The sequence below is a fragment of the Undibacterium cyanobacteriorum genome (assembly GCF_031326225.1).
GTDB classification, from domain to species: domain Bacteria; phylum Pseudomonadota; class Gammaproteobacteria; order Burkholderiales; family Burkholderiaceae_D; genus Undibacterium; species Undibacterium cyanobacteriorum.
The window spans coordinates 1,719,164-1,738,418 of the sequence record NZ_CP133720.1; the positions used below are offsets into that span (position 1 = coordinate 1,719,164).

13 protein-coding genes and 1 tRNA gene are annotated in these 19,255 nt (G+C 48.9%); 7 read left to right on the forward strand and 7 right to left on the reverse strand.

The genetic code is table 11. From position 1 onward, the window contains the following. Positions 1-36 precede the first annotated feature (36 nt). Both thrC and RF679_RS07095 read left to right on the forward strand, forming a co-directional pair. The gene (thrC, locus tag RF679_RS07090) at positions 37-1,509 is read left to right on the forward strand and encodes a threonine synthase (RefSeq protein WP_309483521.1); all 1,473 of its coding nucleotides are present in this window, start codon (positions 37-39) and stop codon (positions 1,507-1,509) included. Between the two features lie 270 nt (positions 1,510-1,779). Beyond that, complete coding sequence (locus RF679_RS07095) at positions 1,780-2,736, forward strand: tetratricopeptide repeat protein (RefSeq protein ID WP_309483522.1); 957 nt, start codon at positions 1,780-1,782, stop codon at positions 2,734-2,736. Positions 2,737-2,975: 239 nt separating this feature from the next. Here the strand turns inward: RF679_RS07095 and RF679_RS07100 are convergent, their stop codons facing one another. After that, positions 2,976-3,167, reverse strand: coding sequence for a helix-turn-helix transcriptional regulator (locus tag RF679_RS07100; RefSeq protein WP_309483523.1), 192 nt, complete (start codon positions 3,165-3,167; stop codon positions 2,976-2,978). After that, the gene (locus RF679_RS07105) at positions 3,160-3,576 is read right to left on the reverse strand and encodes a hypothetical protein (protein WP_309483524.1); all 417 of its coding nucleotides are present in this window, start codon (positions 3,574-3,576) and stop codon (positions 3,160-3,162) included. Before RF679_RS07105 ends, RF679_RS07100 begins: the two co-directional genes overlap by 8 nt. 293 nt (positions 3,577-3,869) lie before the next feature. Between RF679_RS07105 and RF679_RS07110 the strand changes: the two genes are divergently transcribed. The 4 genes from RF679_RS07110 to RF679_RS07125 all read left to right on the forward strand — a co-directional run bounded on the left by RF679_RS07110 (position 3,870) and on the right by RF679_RS07125 (position 8,640). Continuing rightward, the gene (locus RF679_RS07110) at positions 3,870-4,583 is read left to right on the forward strand and encodes a hypothetical protein (RefSeq protein ID WP_309483525.1); all 714 of its coding nucleotides are present in this window, start codon (positions 3,870-3,872) and stop codon (positions 4,581-4,583) included. Between the two features lies 1 nt (position 4,584). After that, a complete protein-coding gene (locus RF679_RS07115; protein ID WP_309483526.1) occupies positions 4,585-5,286 on the forward strand; it encodes a hypothetical protein in 702 nt (233 codons plus the stop codon). Between the two features lie 21 nt (positions 5,287-5,307). Beyond that, positions 5,308-6,894, forward strand: a complete 1,587-nt coding sequence (locus tag RF679_RS07120; protein WP_309483527.1) for a Dyp-type peroxidase — start codon at positions 5,308-5,310, stop codon at positions 6,892-6,894. 201 nt (positions 6,895-7,095) lie between these two features. Next, on the forward strand, positions 7,096-8,640 hold the full coding sequence (locus tag RF679_RS07125; RefSeq protein WP_309483528.1) for a S10 family peptidase: 1,545 nt from the start codon (positions 7,096-7,098) through the stop codon (positions 8,638-8,640). Between the two features lie 109 nt (positions 8,641-8,749). Here RF679_RS07125 and RF679_RS07130 read toward each other — a convergent pair whose 3' ends face one another. The 4 genes from RF679_RS07130 to RF679_RS07145 all read right to left on the reverse strand — a co-directional run bounded on the left by RF679_RS07130 (position 8,750) and on the right by RF679_RS07145 (position 15,059). Beyond that, the gene (locus RF679_RS07130; protein ID WP_309483529.1) at positions 8,750-9,850 is read right to left on the reverse strand and encodes an HD domain-containing phosphohydrolase; all 1,101 of its coding nucleotides are present in this window, start codon (positions 9,848-9,850) and stop codon (positions 8,750-8,752) included. Positions 9,851-10,135: 285 nt separating this feature from the next. Further along, complete coding sequence (locus RF679_RS07135; protein ID WP_309483530.1) at positions 10,136-12,478, reverse strand: DUF6600 domain-containing protein; 2,343 nt, start codon at positions 12,476-12,478, stop codon at positions 10,136-10,138. Between the two features lie 232 nt (positions 12,479-12,710). Continuing rightward, positions 12,711-14,543: a M61 family metallopeptidase gene (locus RF679_RS07140; RefSeq protein WP_309483531.1), complete on the reverse strand. Its 1,833-nt coding sequence runs from the start codon at positions 14,541-14,543 to the stop codon at positions 12,711-12,713. Between the two features lie 426 nt (positions 14,544-14,969). Next, positions 14,970-15,059: transfer RNA gene (locus RF679_RS07145), tRNA-Ser, on the reverse strand. A 207-nt stretch (positions 15,060-15,266) separates the two neighbouring features. Between RF679_RS07145 and murJ the strand changes: the two genes are divergently transcribed. Continuing rightward, positions 15,267-16,820 (forward strand): murein biosynthesis integral membrane protein MurJ, encoded by a 1,554-nt coding sequence (murJ, locus tag RF679_RS07150; protein ID WP_309483532.1) that lies wholly within the window; start codon positions 15,267-15,269, stop codon positions 16,818-16,820. Positions 16,821-16,974: 154 nt separating this feature from the next. Here the strand turns inward: murJ and RF679_RS07155 are convergent, their stop codons facing one another. Then, positions 16,975-18,906 (reverse strand): ATP-binding cassette domain-containing protein, encoded by a 1,932-nt coding sequence (locus RF679_RS07155; protein ID WP_309483980.1) that lies wholly within the window; start codon positions 18,904-18,906, stop codon positions 16,975-16,977. Positions 18,907-19,255 lie beyond the last annotated feature (349 nt).

Below are 19,255 nucleotides of genomic sequence, written 5' to 3' on the forward strand. Positions count from 1 at the left end.
GAAATTCCTCTTTCGCTTATTTATCTTCAATTCATCATGCATTACCAATCCACCCGTGGTTACGCTTCTAGTTCTGATTCTTCCGTTGGCTTTTCTGAAATCTTGTTAGGTGGCTTGGCCCCTGACGGCGGTTTGTATTTGCCTAAATCTTATCCGCAAGTGACGGCGGATGAACTGAATGCTTGGCGTTCATTGAGCTATGCCGATTTGTCGTATGAAGTCTTGCGCAAATTTGCGACCGATATTCCAGAAGCAGATTTGAAGGCGATCACGCACAAAACTTATACCGCTGAAGTCTACAAAAATGCCCGTCCCGGTGAGTCCGCGCAAGCCATTACGCCGCTGCGTACCGTGGTTGAGCAAGATGGCCGTAAGTTGGTGTTGCAAGCTTTGTCGAATGGCCCAACCTTGGCCTTCAAAGATATGGCCATGCAATTGCTGGGTAATTTGTTTGAATATGCCTTGGCCAAGAATGGTGCGGAGCTCAATATTTTTGGCGCCACTTCGGGTGATACGGGTAGTGCCGCTGAATATGCGATGCGCGGCAAAAAAGGCATTCGCGTGTTCATGCTGTCGCCGCATCAAAAGATGAGTGCATTCCAAACAGCGCAAATGTTTAGCCTGCAAGATCCGAATATTTTTAATATTGCGGTCGAAGGCGTATTCGACGATTGCCAAGACATGGTGAAGGCGGTCTCGAATGATTTGGAATTCAAATCGCGTCATAAGATTGGCACAGTCAATTCGATCAACTGGGCACGCGTGGTGGCGCAAGTGGTGTATTACTTCCGCGGCTATTTGTCGGCGACGACGAGCAACGATCAAAAAGTGTCGTTCACTGTGCCATCCGGTAACTTCGGTAACATCTGCGCTGGCCATATCGCCCGCATGATGCGTTTGCCGATTGCACAGTTAGTGGTGGCGACGAATGAGAATGACGTGTTAGACGAATTTTTCCGCACTGGCGTGTACCGTGTGCGTAAATCGGCGGAGACGTATCACACAACCAGCCCATCAATGGATATCTCGAAAGCGTCCAACTTCGAACGTTTTGTATTCGATTTATTGGGCGGTGATCACGCTCGTGTGAAAGCCTTGTTTGCCAAAGTCGAAACCCACGGTGGTTTTGATTTGTCTGGACAAGCGGGGAGTGACGGCGATGAGTTTAAGAAGGTTGCTGAGTATGGTTTTGTTTCAGGCAAATCGGTGCATGCCGATCGTTTGCAGACGATACGCAAAGTAGAAAAAGAATTTGGTCTGACGGTCGATACACATACCGCTGACGGCATCAAGGTTGCGCTCGAACATTGGCGCGAAGCGGAGACCATGATCGTGTTAGAAACCGCATTGCCTGCTAAGTTTAATGAAACGATCCAAGAAGCGCTGGGTCGTGATGCGGAACGCCCAGTTGGTTTTGAAAATATCGAAGCGCTGCCGCAGCGTTTTGAAGTGATGCCAGCCGATGTGCAAAAGATGAAGGCGTATATCGCGCAACACACAGGCCTGTGATCTGTTGAAATGTGTTGTAGAAAGACGAGCCCTCGCTGCATTTGTAGCGGGGGCTTTTTCTTGGGCGGTACTTTGATTTGATCTTTGTCGTCCTATTCATCGCAACCTGTGATAAACCTTTGACGAAAGCACCTCGTATCGTGGATGATAGCGCCTGTCTTAATAAACAAGATTGCCGCATCGAGTGATAGCCACGCATTTTTTTTGCGACCACTATCACGATCATTATGACTGCCTCGGTGCGAAGGTCTCATCATTAGGGAAGAATTCATGCGTTTGAAGTTGTTACTGGGGGTGAGTTTACTCGCCACAAGCTTGATCGTATTGCCATCGACCGAAGCGAAGCCCACACAAAAACACAGCACCAGCAAAACGAATACCAAGCACTCGACATCGAAGTCGAGCAAAGCCAACGCTAAAGCTGGCAGTAAAAAAGGCGCCAACACCAGCAAGTCAAAATCAAAGTCCAACGCGAAAGCCCACGGCAAACAAGACAAACAAGATCGGCACAGTAAGCGTGGCAAACACAGCGCAGCTGTGAAAGGTAAAGCTTCGGTTGAGAAAGCAGAAGCGCGTGCTAGTGTGTCGGAACACGATCTTATGTTAGCGCCAGAAGCACAATTCCAACAAGCCTTAAGCTATACCAGAACCGGTAAGCGTAAGAAACCCGATTGGCCGCATGCAGTCGCTTTGCTGGAAAAATCAGCCGCTACTTATCCGCTCGCTCAGTATCGATTGGCCGACTACTACTTGGGCAATTGGGGTAAAGGGCATCGTACCGATATGGAGTTGGGATATCAGTATCTCGAGAAAGCATCGAACGCGGGCTATCTGCAAGCGCAAGTTGAATACGCTCGCTATCTCGAGAAAAAGGGCGAGAATCAATCTGCTTTGAAACTATGGCGCGAAGCGGCCGACCAAGGCCATGTTGACGCGATGTTGCGTTATGTGGAATTGAACGATGTGAAAAAACATCCGAACGCCGACCCGGTGATGGCGTATGCCTATCTACAAATCGCGGCGCAAAAAATTATGGAGAAGCGCGCTTCTTTGACCACGAAGAGTGAGCGCGAACAAAAAGCAGAAGAAGCGTTCCAGCAATATCTCGATAGTATCGCCGCCGGACTCAACGAGGAACAACGCGCGAGCGCCAATACTTACGTCGCACAGTGGCAGGCAAAACCTTCCGAGATTACGCAACATGCAGAGAAATTGCCCAAGAAGTAGTAGGGGTGTTTAGTTCAACTCAGGCGTTCATGGAATCATCCCTGCGAAGGCAGGGATCCAGTGTCTTTAGACTTCTACGTCACTAGGTTCCCGCCCTCGACTCAAGCATTCGAGGGCAGGCTCTGCGCGGGAACGACAATTATCCAAACGAAGCACTCAACGGAACGGCATTACCGAAAGTAGTTTCTTTTTTCTCGTGCTTTATTTCTGTGAGACAGCTTAGTTTGATGTGGTTTGCTTCAGTCAACAAAAAAGATTTTCTCTATCGGTTGCCCGAACACTTTGCTGATTGTAAACGCCAAAGGCAAGCTAGGATCATAGCGTCCCGTCTCAATCGCATTCACCGTTTGGCGCGAGACTTCGAGTAAGTCTGCCAGAGCCGCTTGGCTTAATTCACGCTCGGTGCGTAGTTCTTTGACGATGTTACGCATCGGAGCGCTCCTTCAATTTGCGCAGCATCAAAATGATCAACCACGCGATCATAAAGATGGCGTAATACACAAAGCCAGACAGGCGTGGAAAGCCTATCCCTTCAGCGAAGCCATAAGTGAAGCTAATGAAGGCGGTGACGCCACCAGCGGTTGCGATAATTTCTAGCAGATACACACGCATGAATTCGTCAAAGCGATTCATGTGACGAATGATGGCCCATAGGGTAAAGCTGCCAGGAATGACTGGGGTCATGGCGACCAAAGATTTGAGGATGCCGTCGGGCATTGGTTTCGCGATATAGATAGAACCGAACAACACGATCATATAAGCGATCACTGAAAGGCTTAATTCTTTTCTATAAGTTCGGTTATCAGCGAGTTCCTTCTTGGAATATTTTTCATTCTCCATCGTACTTTCCTTGTTTTTGTGATGTTGGTTCTGTGGTTTGTTATGTCAAGTGTGTTTGACATGGTATCGAGGAGTGTAGATCGTGTCAAGCGTGCTTGACATTGCCGTGGCGTATTCATGACTCTTGGGGCATAGCTAGCGCATGCAGAAAGCAACAGAGCGCACAGATGTTGGTGTTTTTAATTGACTTTGAATAATCAAGCCGCCACACTTTGCCCGCTGCCATGAGAAAAAAAACAAGTTTTAGTCGATGGCGCACTTCTATTCCTGCTCTCCTATTCACGAGGATCCGTATGTCGAATATTGCTGGCAAGGCTTACGCCATGAATGTGATTACCCCGATTCGGTGGTACACGACCTGGCTCAATAAATTCTATTTTTGGTTCGCGTTGAAGTTTCCCAAAACGCTCAATGGTTTGATCACCTTATCGCTGATTCACTACGCGCGCTGGGTCATCATCGGCAGGAATCAATTTCCTCATCTCGATCCGGCGCAGCCGAAAGAGAATCTGAAATATTCCTACATGATGTTCTTCAGTAATTTCAACGGCAGCTGGGATCAGTATGTGGATTCCTTTACCTTTGCGATTCCGGGTGGTTTGGATTTGTTTTGGAAATGGAATATTCGTTATCCAAAATCGGTACCACTGACGCCGTTTCATAACTACATTCGCTATAACCAAATCGAAACCATCCATTACTACAATGCCTATCCCTTAGCTGCATCGAATGATGTGAAAAGTGCGAAGGCCGTGAAGGATGCTTTGATCGCCTTTCAAAAACACGAGCTTGATGCCAGTGATGAAGATTTCATGAAACGCTATAACGCGCTGGTGCGTGGCTTGCAGCATGATCTTGGCGATATGCATCCAACGCCGATTATCAGCATGTCGGCTTACCAAGTGCAGCGTCGTGAACGTTGGCATGATGGTCGACTGAAGCAAGAGATCGAAGCACAAGAGGTCGAAGCGCAAGAGCGTTCACAAGCAAACGCGAAGGGAGAATAAGATGGCCGGTAATATCAGCGGAAATGCTTACGCTTTGACGATCCTGTCGCCAATCAAGAATGCGTACACGGCAGACGAAATTGCCTACGCCGACTTGATACGCGATCGTTTGCAAAATTGGAATTTTGAGGCCAATAGCCCGATGGCGAAAGTGCCTAACACTTATCTTTGCCGTTTCTTTGTCTTAGACGATGTCTACACAGAATCGCAACCGACCGGCAGTGGACTCGATACGGTGCGCGATTTGTCTTTGCTCGTCACTGATCCCATGCGACGCGCGGCGGTGCCACATGAAGATCATTTGCAATCGCGCTACTTGGTGTTCTCGTGCAATTTCCATGGCGGTCCGAAGGCCGATCTCGATGGTTACTTACGCGGCATGTGGTTGAGTATTGCAGATCGCATTAAAGAAATTTGGAGTTATTGCTATGGCTTTGAGCATGTGCAGGATGCCGACAGTTTTATCGCTTACATGAAGAAGTGCCAGCTGAAGGCGTCTTTGTTCTTTAACGGATCAAACGATGAGCCACTCGCCGAACAATTGAAAGCACTGTATTTGAAACAGGAATTTGCCAAATTCGTGATCGACAATCAGGGCCTCGATGCGTCGGCCTTGAAGATCAATTTCCAAGCTTTTATGCAACGCGTGGCGCCGAATAATGTCAACGCGCCAACGTGGGCGCCGGGCAAATATCGTCTATAAGCAAACAGAAGAGGTGATGTAGTGACTAAGCAATTAGATCTTACCGACATTCAGGGTAATGTAGTGCGTGCTTATGGCCGTTTTGGATATCCAGTGGCACGTTATGTGTTTTTGAATATTCGTCATTCCGCAACGGCGCGTCAATTTCTTTTAGCGATCTCCAAGCGTGTGACCAGTTCGGTGGAGTGGGGCGATGGTCCAGGGCAAATCAAACAGCCAGATTGGACTGTCAACGTCGCATTTGCCTATCAAGGTTTGAAAGAATTGGGTTTGCCACGTTCCTCGTTGAATGGCTTCTCGCCAGAGTTCGTACAAGGCATGAAACATCGACGTGATATGTTGGGCGATGATGGTCCTAGTGCGCCAGACAATTGGGACCCGATCTGGCGCGGCAATCGTGAGACCCGCGAACAAGATGTGCACATTTTTATCTCCCTCAATGCGCGTTTGCCAGCGCTAATGGAACAGGCTTATCAATGGTTGCTCGAGCAGGTTAAAGCGCATGAGCAAGGCGTCGTGATCTTATCGGGGCACCGAGGCGATGATGGCAGTCTTCTCGATTATCAGGACGTTAAAGTCGTGATGGAAAACGGCAAACCAACTGCGAAAGAACACTTTGGATATACCGATGGGATTGGTGATCCTGTATTTGAAGGCGCACCGAATTATGATTTGAATGTGCACGGTCGCGGTAAGCAAATGGAAGATGGTAGTTGGCAGCCGCTCGCGACCGGTGAATTCTTGTTAGGTCATGTCGATGAAGCGCACGAGTATCCACCTGCGCCACAACCGGTTCTGCTGGCGCGTAATGGAACGTATATGGTGTACCGCAAGTTGCATGAAAATGTGGCGACCTTCGACCAATATTTGGAAAAGCATGCCCAGAATTATGCGCGCCATCGCGGTCTCGCATTGGATAATGCGCGTGAGTTGTTGGCGGCGAAATTCGTCGGGCGTTGGCGTGATAACGGTGCGCCGCTAGTCAAAGCGCCCGATCCTGAAAGCAAGGCGAAGTTTGATATGCAGTTCTTGGGCGCCGACGCTGCGGGCAAAGATAAGCTTCTCAGCGACTTCACTTATGACGATGATATGAGTGGCGCGAAATGCCCCTTCAGCGCGCATATTCGACGCATCAATCCGCGCGCATCTTTGCAAATGGTGAAGGGCGCTTGTCCGGGATCGATGATCTACAACGAGGGGGCGTTTGATACGCCAGGCGCTTTGGCTAACCGTCGTCGCATTTTGCGTCGCGGCTTGCCATACGGCGATGTCAAAGATCGCAGCCGCAATGATGGTAATCACGGCATTATCATTATGATGATCAATGCGGATATCAATCGGCAGTTTGAATTCGTGCAGCAGCAGTGGATCAATTACGGCAATGATTTCCAGTCGGGTAGCGACAAGGAAATTTTGCTCGGTAATCACGATGCCGACGACAAAGCACCGAGCAAGGCGGTCTTGCAAGTGGATCCGCAGGGCGACGAAGCGCCGTATATCTTGAGTAAGATTCCAAGATTGGTTGAGACTCGCGGGGGAGAATATTTCTTCGTGCCGAGCTTGACGGCCTTACGCATGATTGCCCAAGGTGTGATCGATCCAACTTAGTGTTTTGTATTGTCAGAAAAGCTCATTTTTCGACCGGTATTTGTGAGAACGAATATCGGTCGATTTGTTTTGTGGCGGAACTTTTTGAGGTTTTCGTTTTCTTAAGCATGTTTGGATCGTCTAGTTTTAATTTCCTTGACGTCAAGGCAGTACACAAAATCGTAGCAAAAGCGAAAAAACAGTAAAACAGGAGAAGATAGAATGAAAATGCGTAGTGTTTTGCTAGCCGCCTTAATCTCAGTGGCCTATTCGAGTTCCGCGCAAGAAAATGCGAGCGCAGCGGCAGCGGCACCATCCGCTCCAGCTGCGAAAGTGAGTGCTGGTGCCAATGATCGTTTATTGCAGGCAGAGTCTGCCGTGCATTCGACCGGCAGTGTGACGATCAAAGGGAAAGTCGTTCCATATAAAGCGACCGCAGGTACCCAACCAGTATGGGATAAAGATGGCAAAGTGATTGCTTCTTTGTTCTATACCTATTACCAACGTAGCGATGTCAGTAATCGCGATAAGCGGCCTTTAGTCTTTTCCTTCAATGGCGGCCCCGGTTCAGCATCAGTGTGGATGCATGTGGCTTACACAGGTCCGAAAATGTTGAACATCGATGATGAAGGTTATCCAGTTCAGCCTTACGGTGTACGCGACAATCCGCATTCGATTCTTGATGTCGCCGATATCGTGTATATCGATCCTGTCAACACGGGTTTCTCGCGCATCCTTGATCCTAAAGCAGACCGCGCGCAATTCTTCGGCGTGAATGCAGATATCGCCTATCTGGCTGAGTGGTTGAATACTTTTGTCTCACGCAATAGTCGTTGGAACTCACCGAAGTATTTGATCGGTGAAAGTTATGGCACCACGCGTGTATCAGGTCTGGCGAAGGAACTACAAAACAATCACTGGATGTATTTGAATGGTGTCATTTTGGTGTCGCCAACTGAGTTGGGGATTAAGCGCGATGGCCCAGTTGATACGGCCTTGGCTTTGCCTTATTTTGCTGCGACGGCTTGGTACCACAAGGCTTTGCCAGCAGACTTGCAGAAACGTGATTTGAATAACTTGCTGCCGGAAGTAGAAGCCTTCACATTGGATGAGTACATCCCGGCTTTGGCGCGTGGTGGTTTTATTGATCCTGCAAAGCGTCAAGAGATTGCGGCCAAAGTGGCGCGTTATTCTGGATTGTCTGAGAAGACAGTCTTGCAAAATAATCTCAGTGTTTCACCGTCTTTCTTCTGGAAGGATTTGCTCAGAGAGAAAGGTAAAACGGTTGGTCGTTTAGATTCGCGTTACCTCGGTATAGATCGTGCCGATGCTGGTGTGTCGCCAGATTACAATGCGGAGTTGACCTCGTGGTTACACTCATTTACACCGGCGATTAACTATTACCTGCGTGACGTTTTGAAGTACAAGACCGATGTCAAATACAATATGTTTGGACCAGTTCATCCATGGGATAACAGCAACGATCGCACGGGCGAGAATCTACGCTTGGCCATGGCAGAGAATCCCTACATGCGTTTAATGATTCAATCGGGTTACTACGATGGCGCGACCAATTATTTCGACGCCAAATACACGATGTGGCAGATCGATCCTAGTGGCAAGATGAAAGATAGAATGGAGTTTCAAGGCTATCGCAGCGGACACATGATGTATCTGCGTGCTGAAGATTTGGCAAGTTCGAACGAACATATCCGTGAATTCATCAAGAAATCAACACCCGCTGCTGGTCAGCCTGCGAAGTATTGATGTCTGCATTTGATGGGGATTTTTCTCCTTCAATCTGAAATATCTTCACAAGAAAAAGCCCTCGTCATAAACTGAACGAGGGCTTTTTCTTGTTCGAATGAAATGCAAGCTAGGTGCTTGGACGCATCATGATCTTGCGGACCACCTCGTTGAACGCATGTACTAAAGTGGGGTCAAATTGGCTATCGCTATTCGCATTAATTTCTGAAATAGCGCTGAGTAAACTTTTCTTGAATGTACGATCGGAACGCTCAGTAGTAATCGAGCAGAAAGTATCGACGATTGACAACATGCGCCCGCCAATGTGGATGTCGTTACCTTTAGAACCGTTCGGATAACCTGTACCATCGAAACGTTCATGATGATCAAGCACCATACGCGCCGCTTCATCCCAGCCACCGAAACGCAGTAGGAATTGACTACCAATCACAACGTGTTCTTGAATCTTGCGTAGTTCTTCTTTGGATAGGGAGCCTTCTTTATTGAAGATGTTGTGAGGGATGAAGCTCATTCCCACGTCGTGCATCAATGATGCTGCTTCGAGTTGCAGCGGGTCGACTGGTGTCCCGATTGCCTCATTTAACTGTTGCGTGAGTTGCACGACTTGATCACTCCGATCTTTACGATAAATGCTCAAATTATCGATGTGGTTGGACAGGTTGCGCATTAAATCGAGATCTGGTGGAACTTCGAGCAATACTTTTTTTGATTTGATTTCTGGCGTGACCGTTCGATCTTTTTTGTCGAGAAGGTTGATCGCTTTACGAACTTCGGATTCGACGTTGCTCGGATTGAGTGACGCCAGCAATTGTTCGGCGACGCTGCATAACAACATGCGTCTATCATTGCTGCATTGTCGAGTGGTGATGAGCTCAGCGAGTAAATCTTCGAATTCATCCGTCGCGAGTAACAGAAACTCTCCGACCACGGGGTGATAAGGAATCTGATTGGCGCGTATCTTTGCGACGATATCTTCAACACGATGCAGCGGCTCGGTAAAGGGCGTCAGTCCCACCATGAGGCAATTGCCCTTGAGCGAATGCAGGGCACGAAATAAACGATGGACATACTCGGCACCGCCGTGCTGATTGAGTGCTTTGATGCAGGTTTCAGTTTCGTCGCAACTCTCCCGTGTACAGGACACAAAATCGTCGATGATGGAGCGCTCCATCGCAAGAAATTCGGGACAAGATATAGCGGGTGAATTCATTTTGAAAATCCCCAGTGCCGTATTGAAATAGTACCCTGCGGAAATTATAGCCTTCTGGCTAAGAATTTCTATAGATTAATTGCGCAAAATTGTTAAATGGCATTGTTTGTCACAAAATTGTTGAAAAATTGACGCAATCAAGAAGTGGTCGAATATGCAATTTTGAAACAAAAAAGCCGCTCTTTCTTGAGCGGCTTCTTCGATGATTCCGGCTTGGTATTCTAGCTTGCAGGATTTGAATTCGGCGAATTGCCGAGCCTGAGAATACCCATGGACAACTATAGCTTAGCGTTCATTCCTCTTTGCTCGACCATCCTCGGTTTTGTCCTTAGACTTTTCAGTCGATGCACGTGGCGTCGGCGACGCTGCAGGCTGCGGAGATGGGACCGGGACTGCCTGAGTTGGCATCGGCATACTCTGTTCTCGTCTCACTTCAGCCGGACGTGGCATTTCTGCTCGCGGCGCCTCCGTGCGCACCGGTTCTGGACGTGGCGCAAAAGTCGCTTGCGGGCGTTCAATCGGGCGATCATTTCCACGTTCTATTAGCCTTTCAGGGCGCTCCATTCTCTCGATGACGCGCTCGTTTCGCTCAACGGGTCGCTCTATGGGGCGCTCGATTGGACGCTCAATTGTGCGCGGCATGGCTTGTGGTGCGACTGGGGATGTCGTTGGTGCTTGCACTTGGACTTGCACGCTAGCGTTTGGCGCTGTACTTGTTGCAGGGCCGACGTTCAGGTTGCCTTCGCGACGCGGATCAATGCGATTGTTAGGCATTGATCGAGCGCCATCTTCGTAACGGCTGGCACGATTGCGTTCTGTTTGCATCTCATCTACATTGCGAGTGTTGAAGCTAGAACCATTGTTCGGCATACCGCCTTCGCCACGTTCTGGTCGCTGCGGATACTGTACTGCGGTACCGTTACTTGTGCGCTCTGTTGGTGTCACATAGTTAGGGTTGGCATTGACTTGGGCAGCGTTAGGGTTGGCATTTGGGCGTTGCGGATATTGCACTACATTGCCATTGCTTTGCCGCTCGACCGGATTCACGTAACTTGGCTGTGTCGGTGCGATTTGCGAATTGCCGTTCGCATTCGAACGTGGTTCTTGCGAGCCGACCGAGTTAGAAGTGTTGAGCGAGCTCGCACCGTCGTTGTTACGGCCGCGCCAGTTCTCGCGTCCACGTCCATCATTTGTCCCGCGAAGGTCTTGGGTAGGATTTGGAGCGACCGTTGCACGACTACGATACTGATCATTTTCTTGCCATGTTCGTGGTCGAGCGTCGCCAAATCGATTGTTTTTTTCTGGTTGTAGATTGGGAGCCTCATTCAAGACTTGTAGTTGCTTGATCTGGTTTCCAAGGATCGATTTTGTTGCTGGGAAGACGTGTTCGCCGCGTACAAAGGTGTTTTGCGGGACCGAAGTGACCGCATGTGGAACATTGCGGTTGATGTACACATCTCGGTTACGATTGATGACGATCGTGTTGTTAATCACAGTTTGATTAATGTTTTGTATGTATCGCGTACTTTGAGTGTAGTGCGGCCGATAACTTTCACCGGGACCGAGTGGATACCATGAAACCGAGGGACCCATGCTGTGTTTGCTACCGACACTCACGCCGACACTGACTCCATTTCGACTAGCCCCAACGAAAGCGACTAAGGCAGGGGCATAAACGGGGCGGTGATGCCTTTCATAACGACCTGGAATCCAAGCCCAACGATGTCCAATGTGCGCCCAGCGTCCATAATGGTAAGGGGCGAAGCCCCATGGTGCTCGATCGACCCAAGTCCAACCCCAAGGCGCGACCCACACCCATCGGCCGTCACGATAAGGAGCCCAACCAACGGAAATGCCGCGTGGATACCAGATTGCACCATATTCAACGTGGGTTTCCCAAGTGCCGTATTCATCGAGCTGTTGATAGCCCACCATTTCTCTCGGAACGTAACGTGCTGAAATAGAGTTTTCCTCAGCGCGATCTCGATCAAAGGCCCATTGATCAAAGGTGTCGAAATTGGGCGCGCGGGCAATACTGGTGTGATTAAGGTTGGTGCCAGAGAAACGCGTATATTCACCTTCGCGTAAGGTAATCACGTCCCGATCACCTTGGGCTACGCCGATACCTCGACGTACGATCACAGAACTCGTGTTGTCGTGATTGATATTGATGCGATACTCGCCGGGCTCCTGAACTGAAAAATTGAGGTTCGGAGTGCTGATTTCGAATACTTCTCGTTCTGAAAGAGCGCGAACTCGCAAAACGACCGTACCTTGGCTTAATTGAATCTGTGTTGTGTCATCGGTCAAATTGATAAAACTCAAGCGTGTATTTTCGTTGATGCGAATAGTGCTATTACCCACTTGTAACTCAGCACGACTTTGATCACCCACAAATACACTGTCACCAATTGAGATCGGTCGATTAGGAAGTAGTTCGGTCCATTGATTGCTGCCCGCATCAGCAAAACTAACCTGTCCGTAGGAGTAGCCTATACGACCCACTCGCCCAGGCGGTTCGTCTTGAGCAGCGGCAATGCCAGAGTGCAGGGCACTGATCAGACTTAAGCCCAGCAAGCCTGCCCGAATCGATTTAGTTAAAAGCGTGGTTTGTTGTGTGAATTTCATAGAAATCTTTCGCGCGAAAAATGAAGAGTAGACGAAAAAATATGTAAATCTTCATACCTGTAAGGCTACAACGCAGGAAGTGTCGATTCGGATGTCATCAAATTTTACAATTAAATGTCTTTTTGTTTTGCGTCGCCGCAAATCCGTAAGGCAAATCCGTAAGCATTAATAAAAAACGGTAGCAAATCGATCGATCTGCTACCGTTCAAAAATGTAGAGTAAATTTTTTGAATTACTTAGCGCTGCTACCTTTATCAGCCGCTGGCTTGCTCGGCCAATCGACACCTAGCCACTTACTGTTGATGAGTTTCTGTTGGTCGCTCACTTCATCCAGTGCTTTGAGTTTGACCTTGCCTTTGACTTGCTTGTTTGGAGTCAGGGCAAGTTCCTTGAGCTCGTCCCGGCGGAATACACTCATTTTGATTGGGGTTTGCTGATTGAGCCACAAGCGATCGTTGAGATCCTTGTTCGTGAGACGCAAGCCGTTTGCTGCGATCAGGAGATCGCCCGCAACAATACCTGCTTTCCAAGCTGGACTATCACGTTCAACTTCACTCACCATCGGGAAATCGCCAACATCGCGCGTCCGCAAGCCAGTGAACCATTCCTCTTTTTGCTCATCATCTTTGCCCGCTTCAGTCAGGTATTTGAGGCCAGCGGCATTGAGTAATTCTGGAAATGGAATTTCACCAATGCCATCCACATAAGTTGCCCACCATTGGCTCCAATCATTACCAGTGACAGATTTTAAGGCTGTACGCACGTCGGCTTCGCTATAACCGCCTTTGTCGACCGTGTGGTGAGCATAGAGATATTGATGAACATGCTCGAGGCCTTTTTCACCTTTGGTCTGACGACGAACTTCGATATCGATGGCGTTGCCGAGTAATAGACCCTTGCTGTAAATATTCACCGAAGCATTACGGGCACGTTCGCCGCCAGCATCAATCCAAGCATCAAAACTTGATTCAGCCGCACTTTGCTGGAAACGACCTGGTTGATGTTCGTAAGCGAGTAGGGCTTTCGCGAGGTCGTCGAGGAATTCGTCACGTGTCTGCAAACCTGCACGTAGCGTGATCAACTCTTCGAGATAAGAGGTATTGCCTTCAGCGATCCACAGCAAGCGTGTGTAGTTCTCTTTTTGGTATTCGTAAGGCACCATTTCTTTCGGGCGGTAAGCCTTTACGTTCCAAGTGTGGACGAATTCGTGTGTGGCAGTCTTGATGAATCCCATATACTCTTTTTTGGGTGCATACATCCAACGTGGACGCTGAATCACAGTCGAGTTCAAATGCTCGGTTGCGCCGCCTGCATTGTCTGTAGCGTGAACGATGAACAAGTAGCGCTTTTTAAATGGAAATTCGCCAAGCGTTTTTTTGGTTTCAACGACGACCTTTTTCAAGTCGGCAGCCATCTTCTTACCATCGTAATTGCCACGTCCCCAGATGGCGAGCTCAATACTACGTCCGTCGACTTCGAAGCTATGGAACTCATGTTCACCGGTTTCGATTGGTGAATCGATCAACACATCATAGTTTGGCGCAACGAAGCAGTGATCGCAGTTACCTTTGTCCATTCCAGATCGTGAGACCCAGTTGGATGGCGTATCGAGTTTCACTGTCACTGCTTGCGAACGATAAGGTGCGGCATACATCAAAACGCCACTCGCATCCAGATACGCGTGGGTATCATCGATATGTTGAGTACGTTCGCCCAAGGCATTCGCATACACTTCATAGCTGACTTTTACTGTGTCACCAGGTTTGGTCTTGACTTGCCAAGTGCCTTTATCAGTTTTTGCAAAGCTCAAGCTTTGACCTTTGCCATTAACGGCTTTGAATTGGCGAATGTTCTTGCCCAAGTTGAGCACTTCATAACGACCTGTGCGCCAAATAGGAAGTTGAACATCCAGATTGGCGGATTTAGTCGCCGGAAATTCAACGGTCACTTCTGCCAAATGTTGGGCAGCGTTAGTGATCTTGATGTTGTAGTGAACATCGGCGAAAGCGTTGGGCGCACTCAAAGCACACAGAGTGGCGAGGGTTGGCAAAAGTAGTTTCTTCATTGGTTTGTATATTTAGTAATTTCAAATGAATACTGAAAACGCGAATTGAGATCTGCGTTTGTTCCGAGTGCAGGAACGTGGTGGCGATTGTATACCGCGAACGCAGAATGCAACGAAAAGGCAGTACTGTCAACGAGGACAACTGGCTGATTGTTGAAGGTGCTTTGAGTCGGGAATTGAAAAAGAGTTCCGCATCAGATGTGGATGCAAATGGACCACCACCAATGTGATTTGTTTTTGAAGAAAAATAAAAATGCCCGCAAGTGCGGGCATTTTGTATTCTGGCGGAGAAGGGGGGATTCGCCTACACGGGCGCAGGCCGCTCTCGCGCAAGCATGCGCTCGCCTTCGAATCCCCTCGGCGCGAGCAGTGCTCGCTTTTTCTCCGGACAATAAAAATGCCCGCAAGTGCGGGCATTTTGTATTCTGGCGGAGAAGGGGGGATTCGAACCCCCGGTAGGTATTACCCTACGCACGCTTTCCAGGCGTGTGACTTAAACCACTCATCCACCTCTCCAGGTCCTAGAAATGACATCGGTATCTGTCATTTGGGAAGCTCGAGATTATAGCAAGGTTTTTTGTTGCGGTAAATGCTAATTTTGCGTGGGATTTGGCGAAGACGTACCACTTGTTAGTAATTTGCTTTGTTTTTGCTTGATATTCTGCTCTTGCGTTCATTGAAATTGGTGTTTTTAGCAAACCGTAAAAGCTATAATGGCGCGCTATGAATTTACTCAAAACACTCGCTGCGATTAGCAGCATGACCATGTTGTCGCGCATTACGGGCTTGATTCGAGATGGCTTGTTTAGTGCCTATTTCGGGGCGACGGCGACCATGGATGCCTATGTTCAGGCTTTTAAGATTCCCAACTTCTTCCGACGCCTGTTTGCTGAAGGAGCATTTTCGCAGGCATTCGTTCCCATCCTTGCGGAATATCGCAATAGTAATTCGCCTCAGGAAGTGAAAGAGCTGGTCGACCATGTGGCGACCGTCTTGGTGTGGGCCTTGTTGTTGACCTGTGTCATCGGTGTGCTAGGCGCGCCGGTTCTGGTCTTGATGTTTTCTTCTGGTTTTTGGGGCACTGCTAAGTTCGATGTGACCGTAAACCTGACGCGTATCATGTTTCCTTACATTGGCTTCATGTCCTTGGTCGCCCTGTCGAGTGGCATTTTGAATACCTGGCGTCGCTTTAAAATCCCAGCCTTCACCCCCGTTCTGTTGAATCTGAGCTTTATTGTTGCCGCGTTTTTTTCGCAAGAGTGGTTTGGTAAAGAGAAGCAAATCTATGCCTTGGGCTGGGCGGTTTTTGTTGGTGGTGTTTTGCAATTGGCGATCCAAATTCCACCCTTGGTCAAGATTGGAATGTTGCCAAGCTTGAGTTGGAATCCTGCTTTTGCCCTGCGTGATCCCAAAGTAAGACGCGTCTTAAAGCAAATGGCACCGGCCGTGATGGCAGTGTCAGCGACGCAAATTAGTATCATGATCAATTCCACATGGGCCTCTTTCTTGCCCGATGGTAGTGCGTCACAACTCAATTACGCGGATCGTTTGATGGAGTTTCCGTCAGCAATGTTGGGTGTGGCATTGGGAACAGTCTTGTTACCGAGTCTTTCTGCAGCGAAGGCGCATGGCGACCAACAAGAATATTCATCCTTACTTGATTGGGGTTTGCGTTTGACCTTTTTGCTAGCCCTGCCTGCGGCAGTCGGTTTGCTGGTGTTGCCGGATGCCTTGACCGCTACCTTGTTTCACAACGGCCGCTTCGATGCGCATGCGGTGCACGAAACCGCCAAAGCCGTGGCGGCGTATGGTGTTGGTTTGTCTGGCCTCATCTTGGTCAAAATTTTGGCGCCGGGTTTTTATGCGCAACAAGACATTCGTACGCCCGTCAAGATTGCAATGGTGGTGTTGCTGGTGACGCAAATCCTCAACGCGATCTTCGTCCCTTTTATTCATCAAGCGGGTTTGGCCTTATCGGTCGGCTTGGGTGCTTGCGTGAATGCGGCTTTGTTATACCGTGGTTTGCGTCAGCGCGGCATTTACGTGCCGATGCAGGGATGGACTCGCTTCTTTACCAAGGTCCTGATCGCCTTGGCCTTGATGGCAGCCACGGCTTACGCCTTATCCATGCAAGTCGATTGGTTGTCCATGCGTAGTGAAAAAGTGTTGCGCGTTACGATCTTGCTGGGCTTGATCCTCAGCTGCATGCTGGTGTACTTCGGAGCCTTGTTTGGACTCGGATTTCGTATGCGCGATTTTCGAAAGATCTCGCGTTAGAACTGTTCAGTGCTGTACAAAACGAATAGTCTATTGTGCAGGATGCCTCGGTGACTTATGAAGAAAAAAGGCGGTCAGATTGCGTGACCGCCTTTTTGTTTTTTATTGCTGGAATTTTGGTGAGTCTAAGTAGACTAAAAAATGAGCCAAAAAATCAAGCACCCAACACTTCCCAACGCTCCAGCGCTTCGAGCAACAAGCCATCAATTTCTTCAAATCGATCATTGAGTTTTTTGACTTCCTCTGGCGATGCGGATTTATAAAAATCTCCATCGGCGAGTTTGTCGGAGATGGTTTTTTGCTCGACTTCGAGGCTAGCAATTTTGTTCGGTAATTCTTCTAATTCGCGTTGTTCTTTGTAGCTGAGCTTGCGTGGTTTTTCTTCGCTCTTGCCTTTACTTGCATTGCTCGCGCTAGTGCTCTCCGTCGCATTGGAAGATCCTGTTTTTGCATCAGACTTTGCTTTGGAAGTGGCGCTGCTATTGGGGTTGGCTGCCTTGTACGCTTCCCAATCGCTGTAACCACCTATGTACTCCTTCCACAGGCCATCACCTTCAGAGGCGATGACTTGGGTCACGACATTGTCCAAGAACATGCGGTCATGGCTGACGAGGAACACGGTGCCTTCGTAGTCTTCCAACAGTTCTTCTAACAATTCTAAGGTGTCGATATCGAGGTCATTGGTCGGTTCGTCGAGCACCAAAACATTGGCTGGTTTGGCGAATAGCCGTGCCAATAACAAGCGATTGCGCTCACCACCGGACAGTGTTTTCACAGGAGAACGAGCACGTTCTGGCGCGAACAAGAAGTCACCCAAGTAGGACATCACATGCTTACGTTGACCGTTGATTTCAACGAAGTCACTGCCGGGCGAAATCGTATCAGCCAGACTGGCTTCCTCGTTGAGCTGGGCGCGCATTTGGTCGAAATAGGCGACTTGCAAACGGCTGCCTTGTTTGATCGTACCGCGATCTGCTTGCTCTTCACCGAGGATGAGTTTGAGCAGGGTGGTTTTACCCGCACCGTTTTGTCCAATTAAACCTATCTTGTCACCGCGCAAAATGATGCTAGAGAAGTCGCGCACGATTGTTTTGTCGCCATAGCTCTTGGAGATATTGTCGAGTTCTGCCACGATTTTGCCGGACTTCTCGCCAGTCGTAATGTCCAAGCGCACCTGACCTTGTTGTTCACGTCGAGCCGCGCGTTGTAGTCGCAGATTTTCTAAGCGTTTGACGCGACCTTCATCGCGCACACGACGAGCCTTGACACCTTTGCGGATCCACACTTCTTCTTGCGCCAAGAACTTATCAAACTTCGCCGCTTCGACTTCTTCGATCTCGAGCAACTCAGCTTTGCGAGTTTGGTAAGTCGTGAAGTTGCCGGGGAAAGACAGCAATTTGCCGCGATCTAATTCGATGATGCGGGTCGAGACATTGTCGAGGAAGCTACGATCATGGGTAATGAAGAGTATGCTGCCGCGGAATTCTTTGAGCAAAGTTTCTAACCATTTGATCGACGCAAAATCCAAATGGTTGGTCGGTTCGTCGAGTAACAAAACATCTGGCGCGCTGACCAAGGCGCAGGCAAGAGCCACACGTTTCTTCATCCCGCCCGACAAGGTGCTCATGACGGCGTCGCGCTCCAGATTGAGGCGATTCAGTGTTGTCTCAACGGTGTTTTCCAGATTCCACGCATTGGCCGCGTCGAGCTTGACTTGGATGTCATGCATGCGATCCATTAACTTCGCATCGTCGTCGCCGCCAAAGCTGGCCGTTAATGTTTCATATTCCGCGAGCAGACTCGGCAATTCGCCCAAGCCTTGCGCCACCGCGTCGAACACCGTCATCTCAGGGTCAAATTGCGGCTCTTGTTCGACGTAAGCGATTTTCAGATTTTGTTGCATGACCAGCAGGCCATCATCCATCTTGAAACGGCCAGCGATGATCTTCAATAAAGACGATTTACCAGTACCGTTGCGACCGATGAGACCAATGCGTTCGCCAGTTTCGAGCGAAAATTCTGCGTGATCGAGAAGAGCAAAGTGACCAAACGCCAACTGGGCGTTACTTAATGAAATGACTGCCATAGGAAGGAGGCGCTGACCATCAAGATCAAACGCGTAGAAATAGTTGAAAAGGCGTAGAAATGCCGCAAAGGCGCTATTGTACGCTAGCTGGGACCATAATTCATACGTAGAGCGATCGTTAACTAACAAACGATTCTCCAACTCTGACTGCATTCATCATGAGTAAATCGAGTCGCTTTGTCTAGCGACGTGGCAGTTCAGGTCGATCGTCGATTGATTGTTAGAGTGCGCTCAGGTAAGATGGCGCGCTTCTCGACATGGTGAGCGGCATATTGCTCGCTGACTTTGTTAAGAGATAGTTCTCGTGAAAGTTTTGCCGGATCTCGACAAGTGCCTCAAGCAGGCATAG